The 15,687-nt window shown below is 70.3% G+C and carries 19 protein-coding genes; 2 read left to right on the top strand and 17 right to left on the bottom strand.

Annotated elements, in window-relative coordinates:
- Positions 1-36 precede the first annotated feature (36 nt).
- Positions 37-840, top strand: coding sequence for an ArsR/SmtB family transcription factor (locus BLV76_RS14765; RefSeq protein WP_090969803.1), 804 nt, complete (start codon positions 37-39; stop codon positions 838-840).
- Here BLV76_RS14765 and BLV76_RS14760 read toward each other — a convergent pair.
- On the bottom strand, positions 837-2,003 hold the full coding sequence (locus BLV76_RS14760) for an MFS transporter (protein ID WP_175539689.1): 1,167 nt from the start codon (positions 2,001-2,003) through the stop codon (positions 837-839). The two genes, BLV76_RS14765 and BLV76_RS14760, sit on opposite strands and share 4 nt — an antisense overlap.
- Before the next feature lie 67 nt (positions 2,004-2,070).
- Here BLV76_RS14760 and BLV76_RS22190 point away from each other — a divergent pair, with 67 nt between their 5' ends.
- Positions 2,071-3,051, top strand: a complete 981-nt coding sequence (locus BLV76_RS22190) for a LacI family DNA-binding transcriptional regulator (protein ID WP_217630355.1) — start codon at positions 2,071-2,073, stop codon at positions 3,049-3,051.
- Here BLV76_RS22190 and BLV76_RS14745 read toward each other — a convergent pair.
- From BLV76_RS14745 to rpmE, 16 genes are all read right to left on the bottom strand, one after another.
- Positions 3,048-3,491 carry a DUF2550 domain-containing protein gene (locus BLV76_RS14745; RefSeq protein WP_090969802.1) on the bottom strand — a complete coding sequence of 148 codons (444 nt, stop codon included), beginning with the start codon at positions 3,489-3,491 and terminating at the stop codon, positions 3,048-3,050. The genes BLV76_RS22190 and BLV76_RS14745 overlap by 4 nt on opposite strands.
- 116 nt (positions 3,492-3,607) lie before the next feature.
- Entirely contained in the window at positions 3,608-4,012 is a 405-nt protein-coding gene (locus BLV76_RS14740; RefSeq protein ID WP_090969801.1) for a F0F1 ATP synthase subunit epsilon, read from the bottom strand.
- Positions 4,012-5,469 carry a F0F1 ATP synthase subunit beta gene (gene atpD / locus BLV76_RS14735; RefSeq protein ID WP_090969800.1) on the bottom strand — a complete coding sequence of 486 codons (1,458 nt, stop codon included), beginning with the start codon at positions 5,467-5,469 and terminating at the stop codon, positions 4,012-4,014. The genes BLV76_RS14740 and atpD overlap by 1 nt, the downstream gene beginning before the upstream one ends.
- Before the next feature lie 3 nt (positions 5,470-5,472).
- Positions 5,473-6,384: a F0F1 ATP synthase subunit gamma gene (locus tag BLV76_RS14730; protein WP_090969799.1), complete on the bottom strand. Its 912-nt coding sequence runs from the start codon at positions 6,382-6,384 to the stop codon at positions 5,473-5,475.
- A gap of 3 nt (positions 6,385-6,387) precedes the next feature.
- Complete coding sequence (gene atpA / locus BLV76_RS14725; RefSeq protein WP_090969798.1) at positions 6,388-8,028, bottom strand: F0F1 ATP synthase subunit alpha; 1,641 nt, start codon at positions 8,026-8,028, stop codon at positions 6,388-6,390.
- A gap of 58 nt (positions 8,029-8,086) precedes the next feature.
- On the bottom strand, positions 8,087-8,881 hold the full coding sequence (locus BLV76_RS14720; protein WP_090969797.1) for a F0F1 ATP synthase subunit delta: 795 nt from the start codon (positions 8,879-8,881) through the stop codon (positions 8,087-8,089).
- A complete protein-coding gene (locus BLV76_RS14715) occupies positions 8,881-9,462 on the bottom strand; it encodes a F0F1 ATP synthase subunit B (RefSeq protein WP_090969796.1) in 582 nt (193 codons plus the stop codon). Before BLV76_RS14715 ends, BLV76_RS14720 begins: the two co-directional genes overlap by 1 nt.
- A 34-nt stretch (positions 9,463-9,496) precedes the next feature.
- Entirely contained in the window at positions 9,497-9,700 is a 204-nt protein-coding gene (atpE, locus tag BLV76_RS14710; protein ID WP_056908071.1) for an ATP synthase F0 subunit C, read from the bottom strand.
- Positions 9,701-9,766: 66 nt separating this feature from the next.
- Positions 9,767-10,564: a F0F1 ATP synthase subunit A gene (gene atpB, locus BLV76_RS14705; protein WP_090969795.1), complete on the bottom strand. Its 798-nt coding sequence runs from the start codon at positions 10,562-10,564 to the stop codon at positions 9,767-9,769.
- Between the two features lie 4 nt (positions 10,565-10,568).
- Entirely contained in the window at positions 10,569-10,799 is a 231-nt protein-coding gene (locus tag BLV76_RS14700; RefSeq protein ID WP_090969794.1) for an AtpZ/AtpI family protein, read from the bottom strand.
- A 29-nt stretch (positions 10,800-10,828) separates the two neighbouring features.
- A complete protein-coding gene (locus BLV76_RS14695; protein WP_090969793.1) occupies positions 10,829-11,332 on the bottom strand; it encodes a hypothetical protein in 504 nt (167 codons plus the stop codon).
- A 104-nt stretch (positions 11,333-11,436) separates the two neighbouring features.
- Positions 11,437-12,705, bottom strand: coding sequence for an MraY family glycosyltransferase (locus BLV76_RS14690; protein ID WP_090969792.1), 1,269 nt, complete (start codon positions 12,703-12,705; stop codon positions 11,437-11,439).
- A 9-nt stretch (positions 12,706-12,714) separates the two neighbouring features.
- Positions 12,715-13,380 (bottom strand): L-threonylcarbamoyladenylate synthase, encoded by a 666-nt coding sequence (locus tag BLV76_RS14685; RefSeq protein WP_090969791.1) that lies wholly within the window; start codon positions 13,378-13,380, stop codon positions 12,715-12,717.
- Positions 13,377-14,216 carry a peptide chain release factor N(5)-glutamine methyltransferase gene (prmC, locus tag BLV76_RS14680; protein ID WP_090972772.1) on the bottom strand — a complete coding sequence of 280 codons (840 nt, stop codon included), beginning with the start codon at positions 14,214-14,216 and terminating at the stop codon, positions 13,377-13,379. The genes BLV76_RS14685 and prmC overlap by 4 nt, the downstream gene beginning before the upstream one ends.
- A 12-nt stretch (positions 14,217-14,228) precedes the next feature.
- The gene (gene prfA / locus BLV76_RS14675; protein WP_090969790.1) at positions 14,229-15,302 is read right to left on the bottom strand and encodes a peptide chain release factor 1; all 1,074 of its coding nucleotides are present in this window, start codon (positions 15,300-15,302) and stop codon (positions 14,229-14,231) included.
- Between the two features lie 90 nt (positions 15,303-15,392).
- The gene (rpmE, locus tag BLV76_RS14670; RefSeq protein WP_090969789.1) at positions 15,393-15,617 is read right to left on the bottom strand and encodes a 50S ribosomal protein L31; all 225 of its coding nucleotides are present in this window, start codon (positions 15,615-15,617) and stop codon (positions 15,393-15,395) included.
- Between the last annotated feature and the right edge of the window lie 70 nt (positions 15,618-15,687).

Raw genomic sequence — 15,687 nt, 5'->3', positions numbered from 1 at the left:
TTGACACGTGACCAAATGGTCACCTAATGTCGAGCCATGGACGAGGTGTTCAGGGCGCTGGCAGACCCGACCCGTCGGGCCCTGCTGGACGCGCTCTTCACCGAGGACGGCCAGACCCTCACCGCCCTGGAGGGACGGGTGCAGATGACCCGGTTCGGCGTCATGAAGCACCTGAGGGTGCTCGAGGAGGCCGGCGTGGTGACCACGCGCAAGCAGGGCCGCGAGAAGCTGCACTTCCTCAACCCCGTCCCGGTCCGGCTCGTCCACGACCGCTGGGTGAGCAAGTACGCCGAGCCCTGGGCGGCGACGCTCAGCGGCCTCAAGAGCTATCTGGAGGATGAGGACATGAGCACCGTCAAGACCGTCTCGTGGGAGCAGGGCACCGCACCCGTCGCCGCCGGCACCGCCGTCTTCGAGGTCTACATCAAGACCACGCCCGAGCGGCTGTGGGAGGCGATCACCGACCCGCAGCAGCGCGCGATCTACAGCTTCGGGGTCGGCGTGCAGAGCGACTGGACCACCGGCTCCGACTACGTCGCCGGCGTGCCCGGCACCGTCGACATCTCGAAGGGCACGAACGTCGAGGTCGACCCGCCCCGCCTGCTCGTGCAGACCTTCGAGGCGCTGTGGAGCGACGAGGTCAGGGCCCAGGGCACCACCCGGGTCACCTGGCAGATCGTCCCGGTCGGCACGTCGTGCCGGCTCACCGTGATCCACGACGGCCTGCCCGACCAGGCCAACCCCGAGCTCTACGGCGGCTGGCCGATGATCCTGTCCGGCCTCAAGACCCTGCTCGAGACCGGCGAGAGCCTCGACACCCCCGGCTCGCTGATGTACTAGGAGGCGGACGGGACCTCTGCCCGCGACTCGCGGGCGGAGGGGACGACGAGAGCCGCCGGCAGCAGCAGGAACGCGACCACCAGGAGCGCCTTGAGGGTGCCGACCTCGTCGCCGATGAAGCCGAGGAAGGGCGGACCGGCCAGGAACGCGGCGTAGCCGATGGTCGACACCACACTCACCCGCGAGGCGGCGCGGACCGGGTCGTCGGCCGCGGCGCTCATCCCCACCGGGAAGCCGAGCGAGGCGCCGACGCCCCACAGCACGATGCCGAGGACCACGAGGACCGGCTGCGTGGTGAACACGATGAGCAGCACCCCGGCGCCGGCCACCACCATCGTCGACCACAGGACGACGACACGCCCGAAGCGGTCGATGAGGCCGGTGCCGATGAAGCGGCCCACGGTCATGGCGGTCACGAAGACCGCGAACCCGGCGACGCCCATGGCGTGGGACACGTCGTGCCCGTCGACCAGGGCGACGGCCAACCAATCGTTGGCGGTGCCCTCCGTCATGGCGAGCGCGAGCACCATCACCCCGATCATCAGCGTGCGCGGCTCGAGCCAGGCGCGGGCGGCCGAGACGTGGTGCTCCTCATGGGCATCGGCCACCGGCAGGAACGCCGGCGAGGTCCTGAGCACGAGCACCAGCGCGAGCACCACGATCGTCACCAGGTGCACGGCTGCCGGCAGGTCGAGCTCGACGACCAAGGCGCCGAGCAGCGCCCCGACCACGGTGCCACCGCTGAAGCCGGCGTGGAAGCGCGGCATGATCGTGCGGCCGAGGCCACGCTCGACCTCCGCCGCCTCGACGTTCATCGCGACGTCCCACACGCCGATGCCGAGGCCGTAGACGAAGAGGCCGGCCACCGTCACGGGGAGCACGTGGCCGAGGCTGAGCGCAGCCGCGAGCATGCCGACCGAGGCCGCGCCGGCACCGAGCCGCACGATGCGGACGGTCCCCCACCGGTTGATCAGCGCCCCGGTCGTCGGGAGTGCCGCGACCGAGCCGACGGCAATGGACAGCAGCACCAGGCCGAGCTGGCCGTTGGTGAGGTCGAAGCTCGAGCGCACCTCGGGGATGCGCGAGACCCAGCTGGCGAAGACCAGCCCGTTGAGGAAGAACGTCAGCCCGACGGCGTTGCGGGCGGCGGTCAGCTGGGGCACGGCTCTCCTCGTGGCGCAGGCGATCGAAACGTTTCGATCGAATCGATTCGATGCTAGTCTCTCCCCCGTGCCCGGATCAACTCGCACCCCGACCCTGGCCGACGTGGCCGCGGCCGCAGGCGTGTCGCTGTCGACCGCGTCCCTGGCGTTCTCCGGCAACAAGCCCGTCTCCGCGTCGACCCGCGAGCGTGTCCTCGCCGCGGCCGGATCCCTCGGCTACACCGGACCCAACCCGCTCGCGCGCAACCTGCGCCAGGGCCGCAGCGGTGTCGTCGGGATCGCGGTCGGTCCGCTGAGCACGGCGTTCCGCGACCCGGCTGCCCTGCCGATGCTCGACGCCGTGTCCGAGGTGCTGGAGGCCGCCGGCATGGGCCTGCTCCTGATGGGCGACAGCGTCGAGCACGCCCGTCTCCCCCTCGACGCGGTGATCTACCAGATCTGCGGCCAGGAGACGTGGGCGGCGTACGACGACCTCGTCGCGCGCGACGTGCCCCTGGTCGTCGTCGAGGGGCCGGCATGGCCCGGTGCCACGTTCATCGACATCGACCACCGCGCAGGGGCGGCGGCGGTGGCGCACCACCTGCACGACCTGGGGCACCGCCGCGTCGCGACCCTCACCCTCCAGGAGTCGCACCCGCAGCGCGAGCGCGAGGCCGGGCTGCGCGAGGTGTTCCCCGACGCCGTCACGATCGGCCGGTGCGTGAGCGACCTCGCCGCCACCCAGGAGATGGTGTCCGCCTTCCTCGACGGCGAGCCGGACGTGACGGCCGTCGTGTGCCAGAGCGACGTCCAGGCCGCCGGCGTCGTGCTCGAGGCCCGCCGGCGCGGCATCGACGTGCCGGGCGGGCTGAGCGTCGCCGGCTTCGACGGCATCGACACCCCGTGGCTCGACCTCGACCTCACCACCGTGGTCCAGCCCTTCGCCGAGAAGGGGCGCGCGACCGCGCGAGCCGCGCTCGCGCGCACCAACGACGAGCCGGCCGACGACGTGGTGCTCCCGGTCGAGCTGCGCCTGGGCGCCTCGACGGGGCCGACCGTGTCGCGCTAGCGGCGGTTCCAGTCGGTGCCGGGCGGGCCGGACTCGAGCCAGGCCTGGAAGCCGGTGAGGGACGCCTCGCTCATCGCGATCTCGAGCGGCTCGCCGCTGTAGTGGCACGACGCCACGACGTGGCCGTCGTAGAGCGACATCTCCTCGGGTCCGGCGGGTGCCCGCCGGCCGGAGTACTCCAGCAGGTCGCGTGCCCACACGCGCTTCGGGCGGGGCGAGAGCGAGAAGATCCGGAACCACTCCAGGGACTGGCCGGAGTAGCGCCCGATGCCGAGCAGCCAGCCACGGCCGGGGTGCTCGGGACGGACGCGGTAGCTCAGCTCGAAGGTGCCGCCGTGGCGGGCGAGGAGGCGGCGCCGCACGATGAGGGTGATGCCGTAGAGCAGGGCAAGCAGCAGGAAGAGCCCGACCAGGTCGAGCAGCCACTCCCAGACCGGCATCCACGCATCCCTTCGACCGCCCGGGGCGGTCCGACCAGAAACACCGAGAAAGACAAGATGAGCGCACGAACCCGAGGGCTCGTGCGCTCACCCTAGCGCCAGTGTCTTGACGCCTGTCAGGAGGCCCGCTCCGCGGCACGCACGCGTGCCTCGGCGCGACGGACCTTCTCCTGCGCCTCGTCGTCGTTCTCGCCCGCCTGCTTGCAGCGCTCGAGCTCGGCCCGCGCGTGCTCCAGGTCGATCTCGTGCGACATCTCGGCCCGCTCGGAGAGGATCGAGACGCGGTTGTCCGCGACGGACAGGAAGCCGGCGTCGACCGCCGCGATCCAGGTCTCGCCGTCGACGGTCTGGACGTCCACGACACCCTCGATGATCGAGGAGAGCAGCGGAGCGTGGTTCGGCAGGATGCCGACGTCGCCCTCGGTGGTGCGGGCGATGACCATGGTGGCCTGGCCCGACCAGACGAGCCGGTCGGCAGCGACCAGCTCGACCTGGAGGACCTTGCCGGAGGACTCTGCCATCAGAGGCTCTTCTGGATCTCGGCCCACTTCTGCTCGACGTCGTCCAGACCGCCGCACATGAAGAAGGCCTGCTCGGCCACGTGGTCGTACTCGCCGTCGGCGATCTTGTTGAACGCCTCGATGGTGTCGGCCACCGGGACGGTCGAACCCTCGATGCCGGTGAACTGCTTGGCGACGTAGGTGTTCTGCGACAGGAAGCGCTGGATGCGACGCGCACGCGAGACGATGATGCGGTCCTCCTCGGAGAGCTCGTCGACACCGAGGATCGCGATGATGTCCTGGAGCTCCTTGTTGCGCTGCAGGATCTGCTTGACCCGCACCGCGCAGCGGTAGTGGTCGTCGCCGATGTACTGCGGGTCGAGGATGCGCGAGGTCGACGTCAGCGGGTCCACGGCCGGGTAGATGCCGAGCGAGGCGATCTCGCGCGACAGCTCGGTCGTGGCGTCCAGGTGGGCGAACGTCGTGGCCGGGGCCGGGTCGGTGTAGTCGTCGGCGGGCACGTAGATCGCCTGGAGCGACGTGATCGAGTGACCACGCGTCGAGGTGATGCGCTCCTGCAACTGGCCCATCTCGTCCGCCAGGTTGGGCTGGTAGCCCACGGCGGACGGCATGCGGCCGAGCAGCGTGGAGACCTCGGAGCCGGCCTGGGTGAAGCGGAAGATGTTGTCGATGAAGAGCAGCACGTCCTGCTTCTGCACGTCGCGGAAGTACTCCGCCATCGTCAGGGCGGACAGGGCGACCCGCAGGCGCGTGCCCGGCGGCTCGTCCATCTGGCCGAAGACGAGGGCGGTCTGGCCGAGGACGCCGGCCTCCTCCATCTCGACGATGAGGTCGTTGCCCTCACGGGTGCGCTCGCCGACACCGGCGAACACCGACACACCACCGTGGTCCTTCGCGACGCGCGCGATCATCTCCTGGATGAGCACGGTCTTGCCGACGCCGGCACCGCCGAACAGGCCGATCTTGCCGCCCTGGACGTAGGGGGTGAGGAGGTCGATGACCTTGATGCCGGTCTCGAACATCTGGGTCTTCGACTCCAGCTGGTCGAACGCGGGCGCCTTGCGGTGGATGCCCCAGCGCTCGGCAGGCTCGAAGGTCTCGCCCTCGGCGAGGTTGAGCACGTCGCCGGTGGTGTTGAACACCTTGCCGAGCGTCGCGTCGCCCACCGGCACGGTGATGGACTCACCGGTGTCGATGACCTGCCCGCCGCGGACCAGGCCGTCGGTCGGCTTCATCGAGATGGCACGGACCATGCCGTCACCGATGTGCTGGGCGACCTCGAGGATGATCGAGTGGGTCTCGCCGCTCAGCTGGAACTCGCACGTCAGCGCGTTGTAGAGGGGCGGCATGGCGTCGGTCGGGAACTCGATGTCCACGACCGGGCCGATGACGCGGGCGATGCGGCCCACTCCGCCTGCAGAGGTGGTCTCCGCGGACTCGTTGATGGTGGCAGTCATATCTCATTCACTCCCGGCTTGTGCGTCGGCGAGCGCGTTGACGCCACCGACGATCTCGCTGATTTCCTGTGTGATGCCAGCCTGGCGAGCCTGGTTGGCGATGCGCTTGTACTTCTTGATGAGCTCGTCCGCGTTGTCCGTCGCGGCCTTCATCGCCTTCTGGCGGGCGGCGAGCTCGGAGGCTGCCGCCTGCAGCAGGGCGAAGAAGATCCGGCTCTGGACGTAGCGCGGCAGCAGGGAGTCGAGGACGTCGGACGGCGACGGCTCGAACTCGTAGAGCGGCAGCAGGTCGCCCTCCTCGGGCGCCTCGGTGCCCTCGACGACCTCCAGCGGCAGCAGGCGTACGGCGGTCGGCTCCTGGCTCAGCATCGAGCGGAAGCGCGTGTAGACCACGTGGACCTCGTCGACACCGCCGTCGCCCTCCTCGGCGAGGAAGGTCTCGATGAGGCGGGCGCCGATCTCGGCCGCCACGTCGTAGGTCGGCTGGTCGGAGTGACCCGTCCAGGCCTGCACCACGGGGCGCTGGCGGAACTTGAAGTAGGCCTCGCCCTTGCGTCCGGAGATGTAGAGGTCGACCTCCTTGCCCTCGCCCTTGAGCTTCTCGATGAGGCGCTCGGCCTCCTTGAGCACGCTCGAGGAGTAGGCACCCGCCAGTCCGCGGTCGGAGGTGACGATCAGGAGCGCCGCCCGCTTCGGGTTCTCCGGCTCGAGGGTGAGGGCGTGGTCGACGTTGGAGAACGTCGCCACGGCCGACACCGCACGGGTGAGCTCACGGGCGTACGGCGCTGCGGCCTGGGCCCGCTGCTGCGCCTTGATGATCCGGGACGCGGCGATGAGCTCCATGGCACGCGTGATCTTCTTCATCGACTCCGTCGACTTGATCCGCGCGCGGTACTCGCGTACCGAGAGAGCCATGGTTCAGCCTCGCTTCTGCTTGACGATCTGCTCCTGCTCGACGTCCTCGTCCTCGAGAGCGACGTGCTCCTCCTTGCCGGCCTTGATGCTCTGGCCGTCGGAGGTCTCGAACTGGTCGAGGAAGGAGTCGTAGGCCGCCGCGAGCTGGTCCTCGGTGGAGTCCTCGAACTTCTGGGTCTCGCGGATGCCGGCGAGGATGCCCTCGTGGCTGCGGCGCAGGTAGTCGAGGAACTCGTTCTCGAAGCGCAGCACGTCGTCGGTCGGGACCTTGTCGAGACGGCCCGACGTGCCGGTCCACAGGGAGACGGTCATCTCCTCGACCGGGTACGGCGAGTACTGCGGCTGCTTGAGCAGGGCCATCAGGCGCTGGCCGCGGTCGAGCTGCTGGCGCGAGGCGGCGTCGAGGTCGGAGGCGAACATCGCGAAGGCCTCCATGGCGCGGAACTGCGCCAGGTCGACCTTGAGCGAGCCGGTGACGGCCTTCATCGCCTTCGTCATCGCCGAGCCACCCACGCGCGAGACCGAGACACCCACGTCGATCGCCGGGCGCTGGTTGGCCGCGAACAGGTCGGACTGCAGGAAGATCTGGCCGTCGGTGATCGAGATGACGTTGGTCGGGATGAACGCCGAGACGTCGTTGGCCTTGGTCTCGATGATCGGCAGGCCGGTCATCGAGCCTTTGCCCATGTCGTCGGAGAGCTTCGCGCAACGCTCGAGCAGCCGGCTGTGCAGGTAGAAGACGTCACCGGGGTACGCCTCGCGGCCCGGCGGGCGACGCAGCAGCAGCGACACGGCGCGGTAGGCCTCGGCCTGCTTGGTCAGGTCGTCGAACACGATCAGGACGTGCTTGCCGGCGTACATCCAGTGCTGGCCGATGGCCGAGCCGGTGTAGGGGGCGAGGTACTTGAAGCCGGCCGAGTCGGACGCCGGGGAGGCCACGATGGTGGTGTACTCCAGCGCGCCGGCCTCCTCGAGGGCGCCACGCACGGAGGCGATGGTCGAGCCCTTCTGGCCGATGGCGACGTAGATGCAGCGCACCTGCTTGTCCGGGTCGCCGGACTCCCAGTTCTGCTTCTGGTTGATGATCGTGTCGATCGCGATCGTGGTCTTGCCGGTCGCGCGGTCGCCGATGATGAGCTGGCGCTGGCCGCGGCCGACGGGCGTCAGGGCGTCGATCGCCTTGATGCCGGTGGCGAGGGGCTCGTGCACCGACTTGCGCACCATCACGCCGGGAGCCTGGAGCTCCAGCGCGCGACGCTCGTCGGAGGCGATGTCGCCGAGGCCGTCGATCGGGTTGCCGAGCGGGTCGACGACACGGCCGAGGTAGTTCTCGCCGACGGGGACCGAGAGGATCTCGCCCGTGCGTCGCACGGTCTGGCCCTCCTCGATCTTGTCGAAGTCACCCAGGACGACGACACCGACCTCGCGGGTGTCGAGGTTGAGGGCGAGGCCGAGGGTGCCGTCCTCGAACTCGAGCAGCTCGTTGGCCATGACCGAGGGCAGTCCGCTCACGCGGGCGATGCCGTCGGCGGCCTCGGCAACCGTGCCGACCTCTTCCTTCGTGGCCGAGTCGGGCTTGTAGTCCGACACGAAGCGCTGAAGCGCGTCCCGGATCTCGTCCGGACGGATGGACAGCTCCGTCATTTCATCTCACCTGTTCTCTGGGTCTGCTGCTCGAAAAGTTCTTGGATGTCGATCGTGATCAGCCGGCCAGCTTGCGCCCGGCGTCGTCGAGGCGGCTGGAGACCGTCCCATCGATGACGTCGTCACCGATCTCGACACGGATGCCGCCGATGACCGCGGGGTCCACGACGACGTTGAGGTGGATCGCGCGGCCGTAGGTGCTCGACAGCGAGGCGGCGAGCCGCTCGCGGTCGGCGTCGGCGAGCGGGCGGGCGACGTGCACGGTGGCCACGCCCTGGCCGCGGACCTCGGCGGCGATCCTCTGGTAGGCCGCGATGGCCACGCCCACCGTGCGGTGGCTGCCCGACAGCGACTGCTGCACGAGCGACACCGTGGCGGGCAGGGCCTTGCCGCCGAAGAGGCTGTCGACCAGTCCCGACTTGTCGGCACGCGTGCGCGCCGGGTCGGAGAACGCGTCGCGCAGCTCCGGGTTGGCCTGCACCAGCTGGGCCACCTCGAAGAGCTCGTCCTCGAGCCGGCCGGCGTCGTCGCCGGTGGAGCGCACCGCCGCGACCACGCCCAGCTGCTCGAGCGCGTCGCCCAGGTCACGACCCGACGTCCACCGCTGCGACACCGCGGCGGTGACGACCTCGAGGGCCTCTGTCGAGACCTTGCCGGCGAGCACTCCGCGGAGCAGCTCGGCCTTGGCCTCGCCCGGGATCGAGACGTCGGTCGCGACGCGGCGCAGCGCCGGCTCGGCGCGGAGCAGGTCCGCCGTCCCGAACAGGTCCTGCGCCACCTTGCCCAGGTCGCCGGTGCCCGGGAGCACGGCGGCGGCTGCGGCGTAGGCGTCTGCGGACGCACCTCGCATCATCAGTTGACACTCCCCGAGGTGGAGCCGTTCTGCGCCTCGAGGTCGGCGAGGAAGCGCTCGACGACGCGGCTCTGGCGAGCCTCGTCCTCCAGGCTCTCGCCCACGATGCGCCCGGCCAGGCCGGTCGCGAGCGTGCCGACCTCGGCACGGAGCGAGGTGACCGCCTGCTGGCGCTCGGCCTCGATCTGCGCCTTGCCGTGCTCGACGATGCGCGTGGACTCGGCCTGGGCCGACTCCCGCATCTCGGCGACGATCTGGGCACCCTGCTCGCGCGCCTCCTCGCGGATGCGCGCCGCCTCGTGCCGGGCGTCGGCGAGCTGCTTCTCCAGCTCGGCGAGCTTGGCGTCGGCCTCGGCCTGCTTGGACTCGGCCGCGGCGATGCCGCCCTCGATCGCCTGCGTGCGCTCGGCGAACGTCTGCTCGAAGCGAGGCGTGACGTACTTCCAGATGAGGAAGAGCAGCAGGCCGAAGATGACGAGCGAGAGTGCGAACTCGACCGGCACGAAGCCGAGCGGGTTCTCCGGCGCGTGGCCGCCCTCGGTCTCGCCCTCGGCAGCGGCGAGGATGATCAGATTCTGCATGGCAGTCCTTCGTCAGTCGTGCAGGCGGGTCGTGTCAGAGAACGAACGCGAGCGCGATACCGATGATGGCGAGCGCCTCGGCCAGGGCGAAGCCCAGGATGGCGATCGACTGGAGGCGGCTCTGGGCCTCGGGCTGACGGGCCACACCGGAGATGTAGGCCGCGAAGATCAGGCCGATACCGACACCGGGGCCGATGGCCGCGAGTCCGTAGCCGATCATGTTGAGGTTGCCGTCCACGGCAGTTTCCTTTCGGTTGGTGCTACTTCAGGTAGGGGTGGAGCAGATCAGGGTGGTGCGGGTCGCTCAGTGCTCGTCGGCGAGCGCGCCGGAGATGTACATCGCGTTGAGCAGGGTGAAGACGTAGGCCTGCAGGAACTGGACCAGCAGCTCGAGGAAGCCGATGGCGATGGCGAGCAGCCACGCCGCGGGACCCGCGACGTAGCCGATGCCGCCGTACTGCAGGAGGAAGAGGCCGCCGGTGGTGAACAGGATCATCAGCAGGTGCCCGGCGAACATGTTGGCGAAGAGTCGCAGCGCGAGGGTGACCGGGCGGACCAGGATGTTGGAGAAGAACTCCAGCGGGACCAGCAGCGGGTACATCGCCGGGCTGACGCCGCTCGGCACGCTCTGGAGCTTGAGGTAGCCCAGAAGACCGTGCTTCTTGATGCCGACCGCGTTGTAGATGATCCAGCTCAGCGCAGCGAGCGCGTAGGCCATCGAGGCACGCGAGAACGTCGGGAACTGGATCGCGGGGATCGAGGCCATCACGTTGTTGATCAGGAGGAAGAAGAAGATCGTCACCAGGTAGGGCACGAACTTGATGAAGTCGTGGCTGCCGATGATGTCGCGGCCGATCGAGTTGCGGACCATGCCGTAGGCGGACTCGCCGGCGAACTGCATCCGGCCGGGGACCAGCTGCGGACGGCGGAAGGCGATCCAGAAGAACCCGAACACGATGACCGCGCCCAGGAGCAGCTGCACCATGGGCTTGGTGACCGCGATGTCACCGATGTGGAACAGCGCCTGCTTGGAGAAGTCGAAGCTGTTGGGGCCAGGGGCGACGAACTCGTCCCCGGACGCCGCCATCGTGATGCCGAACATCGAGTCAGTCTCCTACTGCCTTGTTGAACCGTGCGTACGTCATGTAGATCCCGAAGCCAGCACCGACGAGGATGCCGATCGCCACGAGGAAGTTCGTTCCGAGCCACCGATCGAGCGCCCAGCCCGCCAGCCCGTAGAGCGCCACGCCCGAGACGATGTAGCCGAAGGCGTGCCAGGGGTCGCCCTTGGGGGTGTCGTCGTCGGGTGAGGCCGTCGGGGGAAGCTGTCGAGCCATCGCAGACCGGACACTAGCAGCGGAATCAGTCATCGCTCACCCCCGGGGTGATCGGCCGGAGCACCCGTCCGCACGGTCTGGGTGAGGTGACCCTCACCAGCCTCCTCGGGGAGGTCGTAGACCGGGATCCGCTGCCGCACGGAGGACAGCACCTGGCCCGCCAGCCAGAGCAGCGTCACGACGATGACCCCGGCCGCGAACCAGCTCGGCCGGAGGGTGTCGGGGCCGATGCCGGACCGGTCGATCGCGGCCACACCCAGGGCCAGCACGAGGAGCTGGAGCGCGTAGGTCATCAGCGCGACCAGGAGCGACGCCGACGGCATCACGCGCGCGACCGTGGAGACGATCGCGAGGCCGAACCCGAAGACGGCGAGCGTGAGCACTCCCCCGACGGCGGCGCCGACGACCGCGGGACGTCCGTCGGCGAAGCCGGCCAGCACGACGAGCAGCAGGAGCGCGACGGCACCTGCGCCCCAGGCACCGAGGAGCGGCGACGACCCGGTGCGGGTCGTGTGCTTCGACTCGGTCGTCATGGCGGCGGCCTGTCTCTCAAGAGGTCGGGTGCGACTCAGTTGGGAAGCAGTTCTGGACTGCTCGTGAAAGTTATCACAAAGTCCCCGAGTGCCTCGAACCGGGGTCAGGCAACCGTCTCGCCAGTGCCTCCCCCGGTGCTCCCGGAGGCCTCCACGACACCCTGTTCGGCGGCTGGGGTCAAGTCGTCGTCCCCGGGCTGCGCCGGTTCCTCGACGCGACCCTCGACGACCGCGTTCTCCGGCAGCCCGGTGTTGCCCAGGCCCGTCTTGGGCGGTCGGTGCACCTTCGGGAGCACGAACGTCAGCAGGACGGTCACCGCGAGCATCGAGCCCACCGCCCACCAGACCCAGGCGTCGCTCACGAGGCTGACGATCACCGCCCCGGTGGAGATGGTGAACGCCCACATCCACATGATCAGCACGGCACGGCGCTGGGAGTGCCCGATCTCGAGGAGGCGGTGGTGCAGGTGCTGCTTGTCGGCGCTCATCGGCGAGCGGCCGGCGCGGGTGCGTCGTACGACGGCGAGCACGAGGTCGACCATCGGCACCATCAGCAGCGAGATGGGCAGCAGCACCGGCAGCACGGTCACGAAGAGGCTGTTGCCCTCGGTGGCCGGCATCCCGACGAACTGGCCGGTCAGCGTGAGTGCGCTCGCCGAGAGCACCAGCCCGATCAGCATCGAGCCGGAGTCACCCATGAAGAGCCGCGCGGGGTGGAAGTTGTGCGGGAGGAAGCCCGCGCACGCGCCCGCGAGGGCGGCGCTGAGCAGGGCACCGGTGGTCGCCAGGGTCAGGTTGTTCTGGTCCGAGACCATGTAGCAGTAGAAGAAGAACGCGGCCGCGCCGATGCCGACCACTCCGGCGGCCAGCCCGTCGAGGCCGTCGACGAAATTGACCGCGTTCATCGTGCCGATCACCACGACCAGCGTCAGCAGTGCGCCCTGGGCGTCGTCGAGGGAGAACTGCACGCCGTCGGGGCCCGGGAAGTAGTAGAACCGCACGCCCAGCGCGACCAGCAGGCCGGCGGCGAGCACCTGCCCGCCGAGCTTGGTCAGCGCGTCGAGCTCGAAGATGTCGTCGATGACGCCGACCGCGCACACCAGCGCGCCCGCCAGCAGCACGACGCCGGCGTCGTTGAAGACGAAGAACTCGCTCTGGTTGCCGAGGAACGGCAGCCGTTGCGCGACGACGTAGGCGGCGACGAGGCCGCCCAGCATCGCGAGGCCGCCGAGGTAGGGAATGGGCTCCGCGTGGACGTCGCGGTCACGCACCTGCGCGACGGCTCCCGTGCGCAGCGCGATCTCGCGCGCGACGACGGTGAGCAGGTAGGTCACCGACAGGGCGACCAGGAAGACGAGGAGGTATTCCCGCACGGCCCGCCGTCAGTCCTCGTCCGCGAGCACCACGCCGTGCTCCTCGAGGGCCGCGTTGAGCGTCTCGACCGACAGCGCGCCCAGGCGCAGGACGCGTCCCTCCGGGACCGTGCAGTCGATGATCGTGGACGCCTCGCCACCCGGCGAGGTGCCGGCGTCGACGATCACGGAGACCGAGTCGCCGAGCATCTCCTCGGCCTGGTCGGCGTCGGTCGCGGCGGGCAGGCCCGTGGTGTTGGCCGAACTGACGGCGAGCGGGCCGGTGCGCTCGAGCACGGCGAGGGCGACCTCGTCGTCGGGCATCCGCACCGCGACGGTGCCGCGGGTCTCGCCGAGGTCCCACATGAGCGAGGCCTGCTGGCGGCACACGACGGTCAGCGGGCCGGGCCAGAACTGCTCGACGAGCGCGCGTGCCCACGTGGGCACGCCCTCAGCGAGCGCATCGAGGGTCGTCGCCGCGGAGACGAGCACCGGCGGGGGCATGTCGCGCCCGCGGCCCTTGGCCTCGAGCAGCGCCTTCACGGAGTCGTGCGAGAAGGCGTCGGCGGCGATGCCGTAGACGGTGTCGGTGGGGATGACCACCAGCTCCCCGCGTCGTACGGCGCCGGCGGCTGCGGTCACCGCAGCCTCGCGCTCCTCCTCGGTCGAGGTCTCGAACCTGTCCACGCTGCTCATCGTGCCAGCCTCGCCGTCACGTAGCGCGCCCGACCCGCGAGGTCGAGGTGGTCGGCGACGTCGGCCCAGCGCCCGGACGCGGCGAAGACGGCGGGTGCGGACTCCCCCTGCACGTCGGCGTGCTCGGCGCCCACCACTCCCCCGGGGCGCAGCAGCAGCGCCGCCCGCCGCTCGAGGACGCGCATCGCGTCGAGGCCGTCCTGGCCGGAGAACAGCGCGAGGTGGGGGTCGTGGTCGCGTGCCTCCGCGGCCACCGACTCCCACGCCTCGAGCGGGATGTAGGGCGGGTTGCAGACCACCACGTCGACCGTGCCCGCGAGGTCGTCGAAGGCCGTCGCCAGGTCACCGTGGCGCAGGTCGACGCCGGTGCCGGCCAGGTTGCGCTCGGCCCAGGCCAGGGCGCCCTCGTCGAGCTCCACCGCGTGGACCTCCGCACCGGGGACCTCGTCGGCGACCGCCCGGGCGATCGCGCCCGAGCCGGTGCAGAGGTCGACCACGACCGGCGCCGGGAGCGTGGACGCCGCGTCGATCGCCCACCCGGCCAGCAGCTCGGTCTCGGGGCGTGGCACGAAGACCCCCGGCCCGACGGCCAGCTCGACGTGCCGGAACGCCGCGGTGCCGGTCAGGTGCTGCAGCGGCTCGCGGGCCGCGCGGCGCGCCACCAGGGCGTCGTACTGCTCTGCCTGAGCCGTGCTGAGGTCGTCGACGAGCGGCAGCCGCCCGAGGGGTACGTCGAGCACGTGGGCGAGCAGGAGGTCGGCATCGCGCTCCGGAGAGGCGACGCCCGCCTCCCGCAGCCCGGCCGCCGCGGCACGGCGTGCAGCACTGGCCCGCATCCGGCCCTCCACTCAGGACTCGAGCGCCGCGAGCCGGACCGCCATGTCGGCCCCGACGCAGGAGTCGAGGACCGGCTGCAGGTCGCCGTCGAGCACCTGGTCGAGGTTGTAGGACTTGTAGCCGGTGCGGTGGTCGGATATCCGGTTCTCCGGGAAGTTGTAGGTGCGGATCCGCTCGGACCGGTCGACCGTGCGCACCTGCGAGCGGCGCGCGTCGCTGGCCTCGGCGTCGGCGGCGTCCTGCGCGGCCTGGAGCAGCCGGCCGCGGAGGATGCGCATCGCCTGCTCCTTGTTCTGCAGCTGGCTCTTCTCGTTCTGGCAGCTCGCCACGATGCCGGTGGGCAGGTGGGTGATCCGGACGGCGGAGTCGGTCGTGTTGACGCTCTGCCCGCCGGGGCCGCTGGAGCGGTAGACGTCGATGCGCAGGTCGTTGTCGTTGATCTCGACGTCGACCTGCTCGGCCTCGGGCATCACCAGGACGCCGGCGGCGGACGTGTGCACGCGGCCCTGCGACTCGGTGACCGGGACCCGCTGCACGCGGTGCACGCCGCCCTCGAACTTCAGCAGGGCGTACGGCGCCTGGCCGGGCTCGACGGTCCCCCTGGCCTTGACGGCAGCGGTGACCGACTTGAAGCCGCCGAGGTCGGACTCGGTGGAGTCGAGGACCTCGACGCTCCAGCCGCGGGTCTCGGCGTAGCGGGAGTACATCCGGAGCAGGTCGCCGGCGAACAGCGCCGACTCCTCGCCGCCCTCCCCCGACTTGATCTCGAGGAGGGCGTCCTTGCCGTCGGCCGCGTCGCGCGGCACGAGCAGCCGGCGCAGCCGCTCCCCCGCGACCTCGCGCCGGTGCGACAGCTCGTCGGCCTCCTCGGCGAAGGCCGGGTCGTCGGAGGCGAGCTCGCGGGCTGCCTCGATGTCGTCACCGAGCTGGAGCCACTCCTGCCACGTCGTGACGACGGCGGTCAGCTCGGCGTACCTCTGGTTGAGCTGCTTGGCCAGCCGCTGGTCGGCGTGGGTCTCGGGGAGGGCGAGTCGCTGCTCGAGCTCGGCGTGCTCGGCACGCATGCCCTCGACGGCCTCGAACATCTCGCTCCACTCCTCCTGCTGGCACACCCATGGACAGACGACAAGGCGCCGGCCACCCGCGCGGAGCGGGCGACCGGCGCCTGACGTGGACTACTTGCTCTCGGCAGCAGCCTTCTTGCCGTAGCGGCTCTCGAACCGGGCGACGCGGCCGCCGGTGTCGAGGATCTTCTGCTTGCCGGTGTAGAACGGGTGGCACTGCGAGCAGACGTCGGCGTGGATCGAGCCGGAGGTCGCGGTGCTGCGGGTGGTGAACGACGCGCCGCACGTGCAGGTCACGGCGGTCTCGACGTAGTCGGGGTGGGTGTCCTTCTTCATGGGTGTCCTCTCGAGTTGTTCCGGGTCGCCCGCGTGGATCGCATGTGACGTGAACCGGAACCGACGGACA

This window comes from Nocardioides exalbidus, from assembly GCF_900105585.1.
Classification (GTDB): Bacteria; Actinomycetota; Actinomycetes; order Propionibacteriales; family Nocardioidaceae; genus Nocardioides; species Nocardioides exalbidus.
The sequence above is the reverse complement of the archived record's forward strand: the minus strand, read 5'-3'. Positions and strand labels throughout refer to the sequence as shown.

What these genes read in the sequence shown, in the direction of transcription:
- atpA (WP_090969798.1), bottom strand. Translation starts at nt 8,028, where the DNA reads ATGACGGAGCTGTCCATCCGTCCGGACGAGATCCGGGACGCGCTTCAG.
- BLV76_RS14740 (WP_090969801.1), bottom strand. Translation starts at nt 4,012, where the DNA reads ATGGCAGAGTCCTCCGGCAAGGTCCTCCAGGTCGAGCTGGTCGCTGCC.
- prmC (WP_090972772.1), bottom strand. Translation starts at nt 14,216, where the DNA reads ATGCGGGCCAGTGCTGCACGCCGTGCCGCGGCGGCCGGGCTGCGGGAG.
- BLV76_RS14715 (WP_090969796.1), bottom strand. Translation starts at nt 9,462, where the DNA reads ATGCAGAATCTGATCATCCTCGCCGCTGCCGAGGGCGAGACCGAGGGC.
- atpD (WP_090969800.1), bottom strand. Translation starts at nt 5,469, where the DNA reads ATGACTGCCACCATCAACGAGTCCGCGGAGACCACCTCTGCAGGCGGA.
- BLV76_RS14695 (WP_090969793.1), bottom strand. Translation starts at nt 11,332, where the DNA reads ATGACGACCGAGTCGAAGCACACGACCCGCACCGGGTCGTCGCCGCTC.
- BLV76_RS14720 (WP_090969797.1), bottom strand. Translation starts at nt 8,881, where the DNA reads ATGATGCGAGGTGCGTCCGCAGACGCCTACGCCGCAGCCGCCGCCGTG.
- BLV76_RS14745 (WP_090969802.1), bottom strand. Translation starts at nt 3,491, where the DNA reads ATGCCGGTCTGGGAGTGGCTGCTCGACCTGGTCGGGCTCTTCCTGCTG.
- rpmE (WP_090969789.1), bottom strand. Translation starts at nt 15,617, where the DNA reads ATGAAGAAGGACACCCACCCCGACTACGTCGAGACCGCCGTGACCTGC.
- BLV76_RS14700 (WP_090969794.1), bottom strand. Translation starts at nt 10,799, where the DNA reads ATGGCTCGACAGCTTCCCCCGACGGCCTCACCCGACGACGACACCCCC.
- BLV76_RS14685 (WP_090969791.1), bottom strand. Translation starts at nt 13,380, where the DNA reads ATGAGCAGCGTGGACAGGTTCGAGACCTCGACCGAGGAGGAGCGCGAG.
- atpB (WP_090969795.1), bottom strand. Translation starts at nt 10,564, where the DNA reads ATGTTCGGCATCACGATGGCGGCGTCCGGGGACGAGTTCGTCGCCCCT.
- prfA (WP_090969790.1), bottom strand. Translation starts at nt 15,302, where the DNA reads ATGTTCGAGGCCGTCGAGGGCATGCGTGCCGAGCACGCCGAGCTCGAG.
- BLV76_RS14730 (WP_090969799.1), bottom strand. Translation starts at nt 6,384, where the DNA reads ATGGCTCTCTCGGTACGCGAGTACCGCGCGCGGATCAAGTCGACGGAG.
- BLV76_RS14765 (WP_090969803.1), top strand. Translation starts at nt 37, where the DNA reads ATGGACGAGGTGTTCAGGGCGCTGGCAGACCCGACCCGTCGGGCCCTG.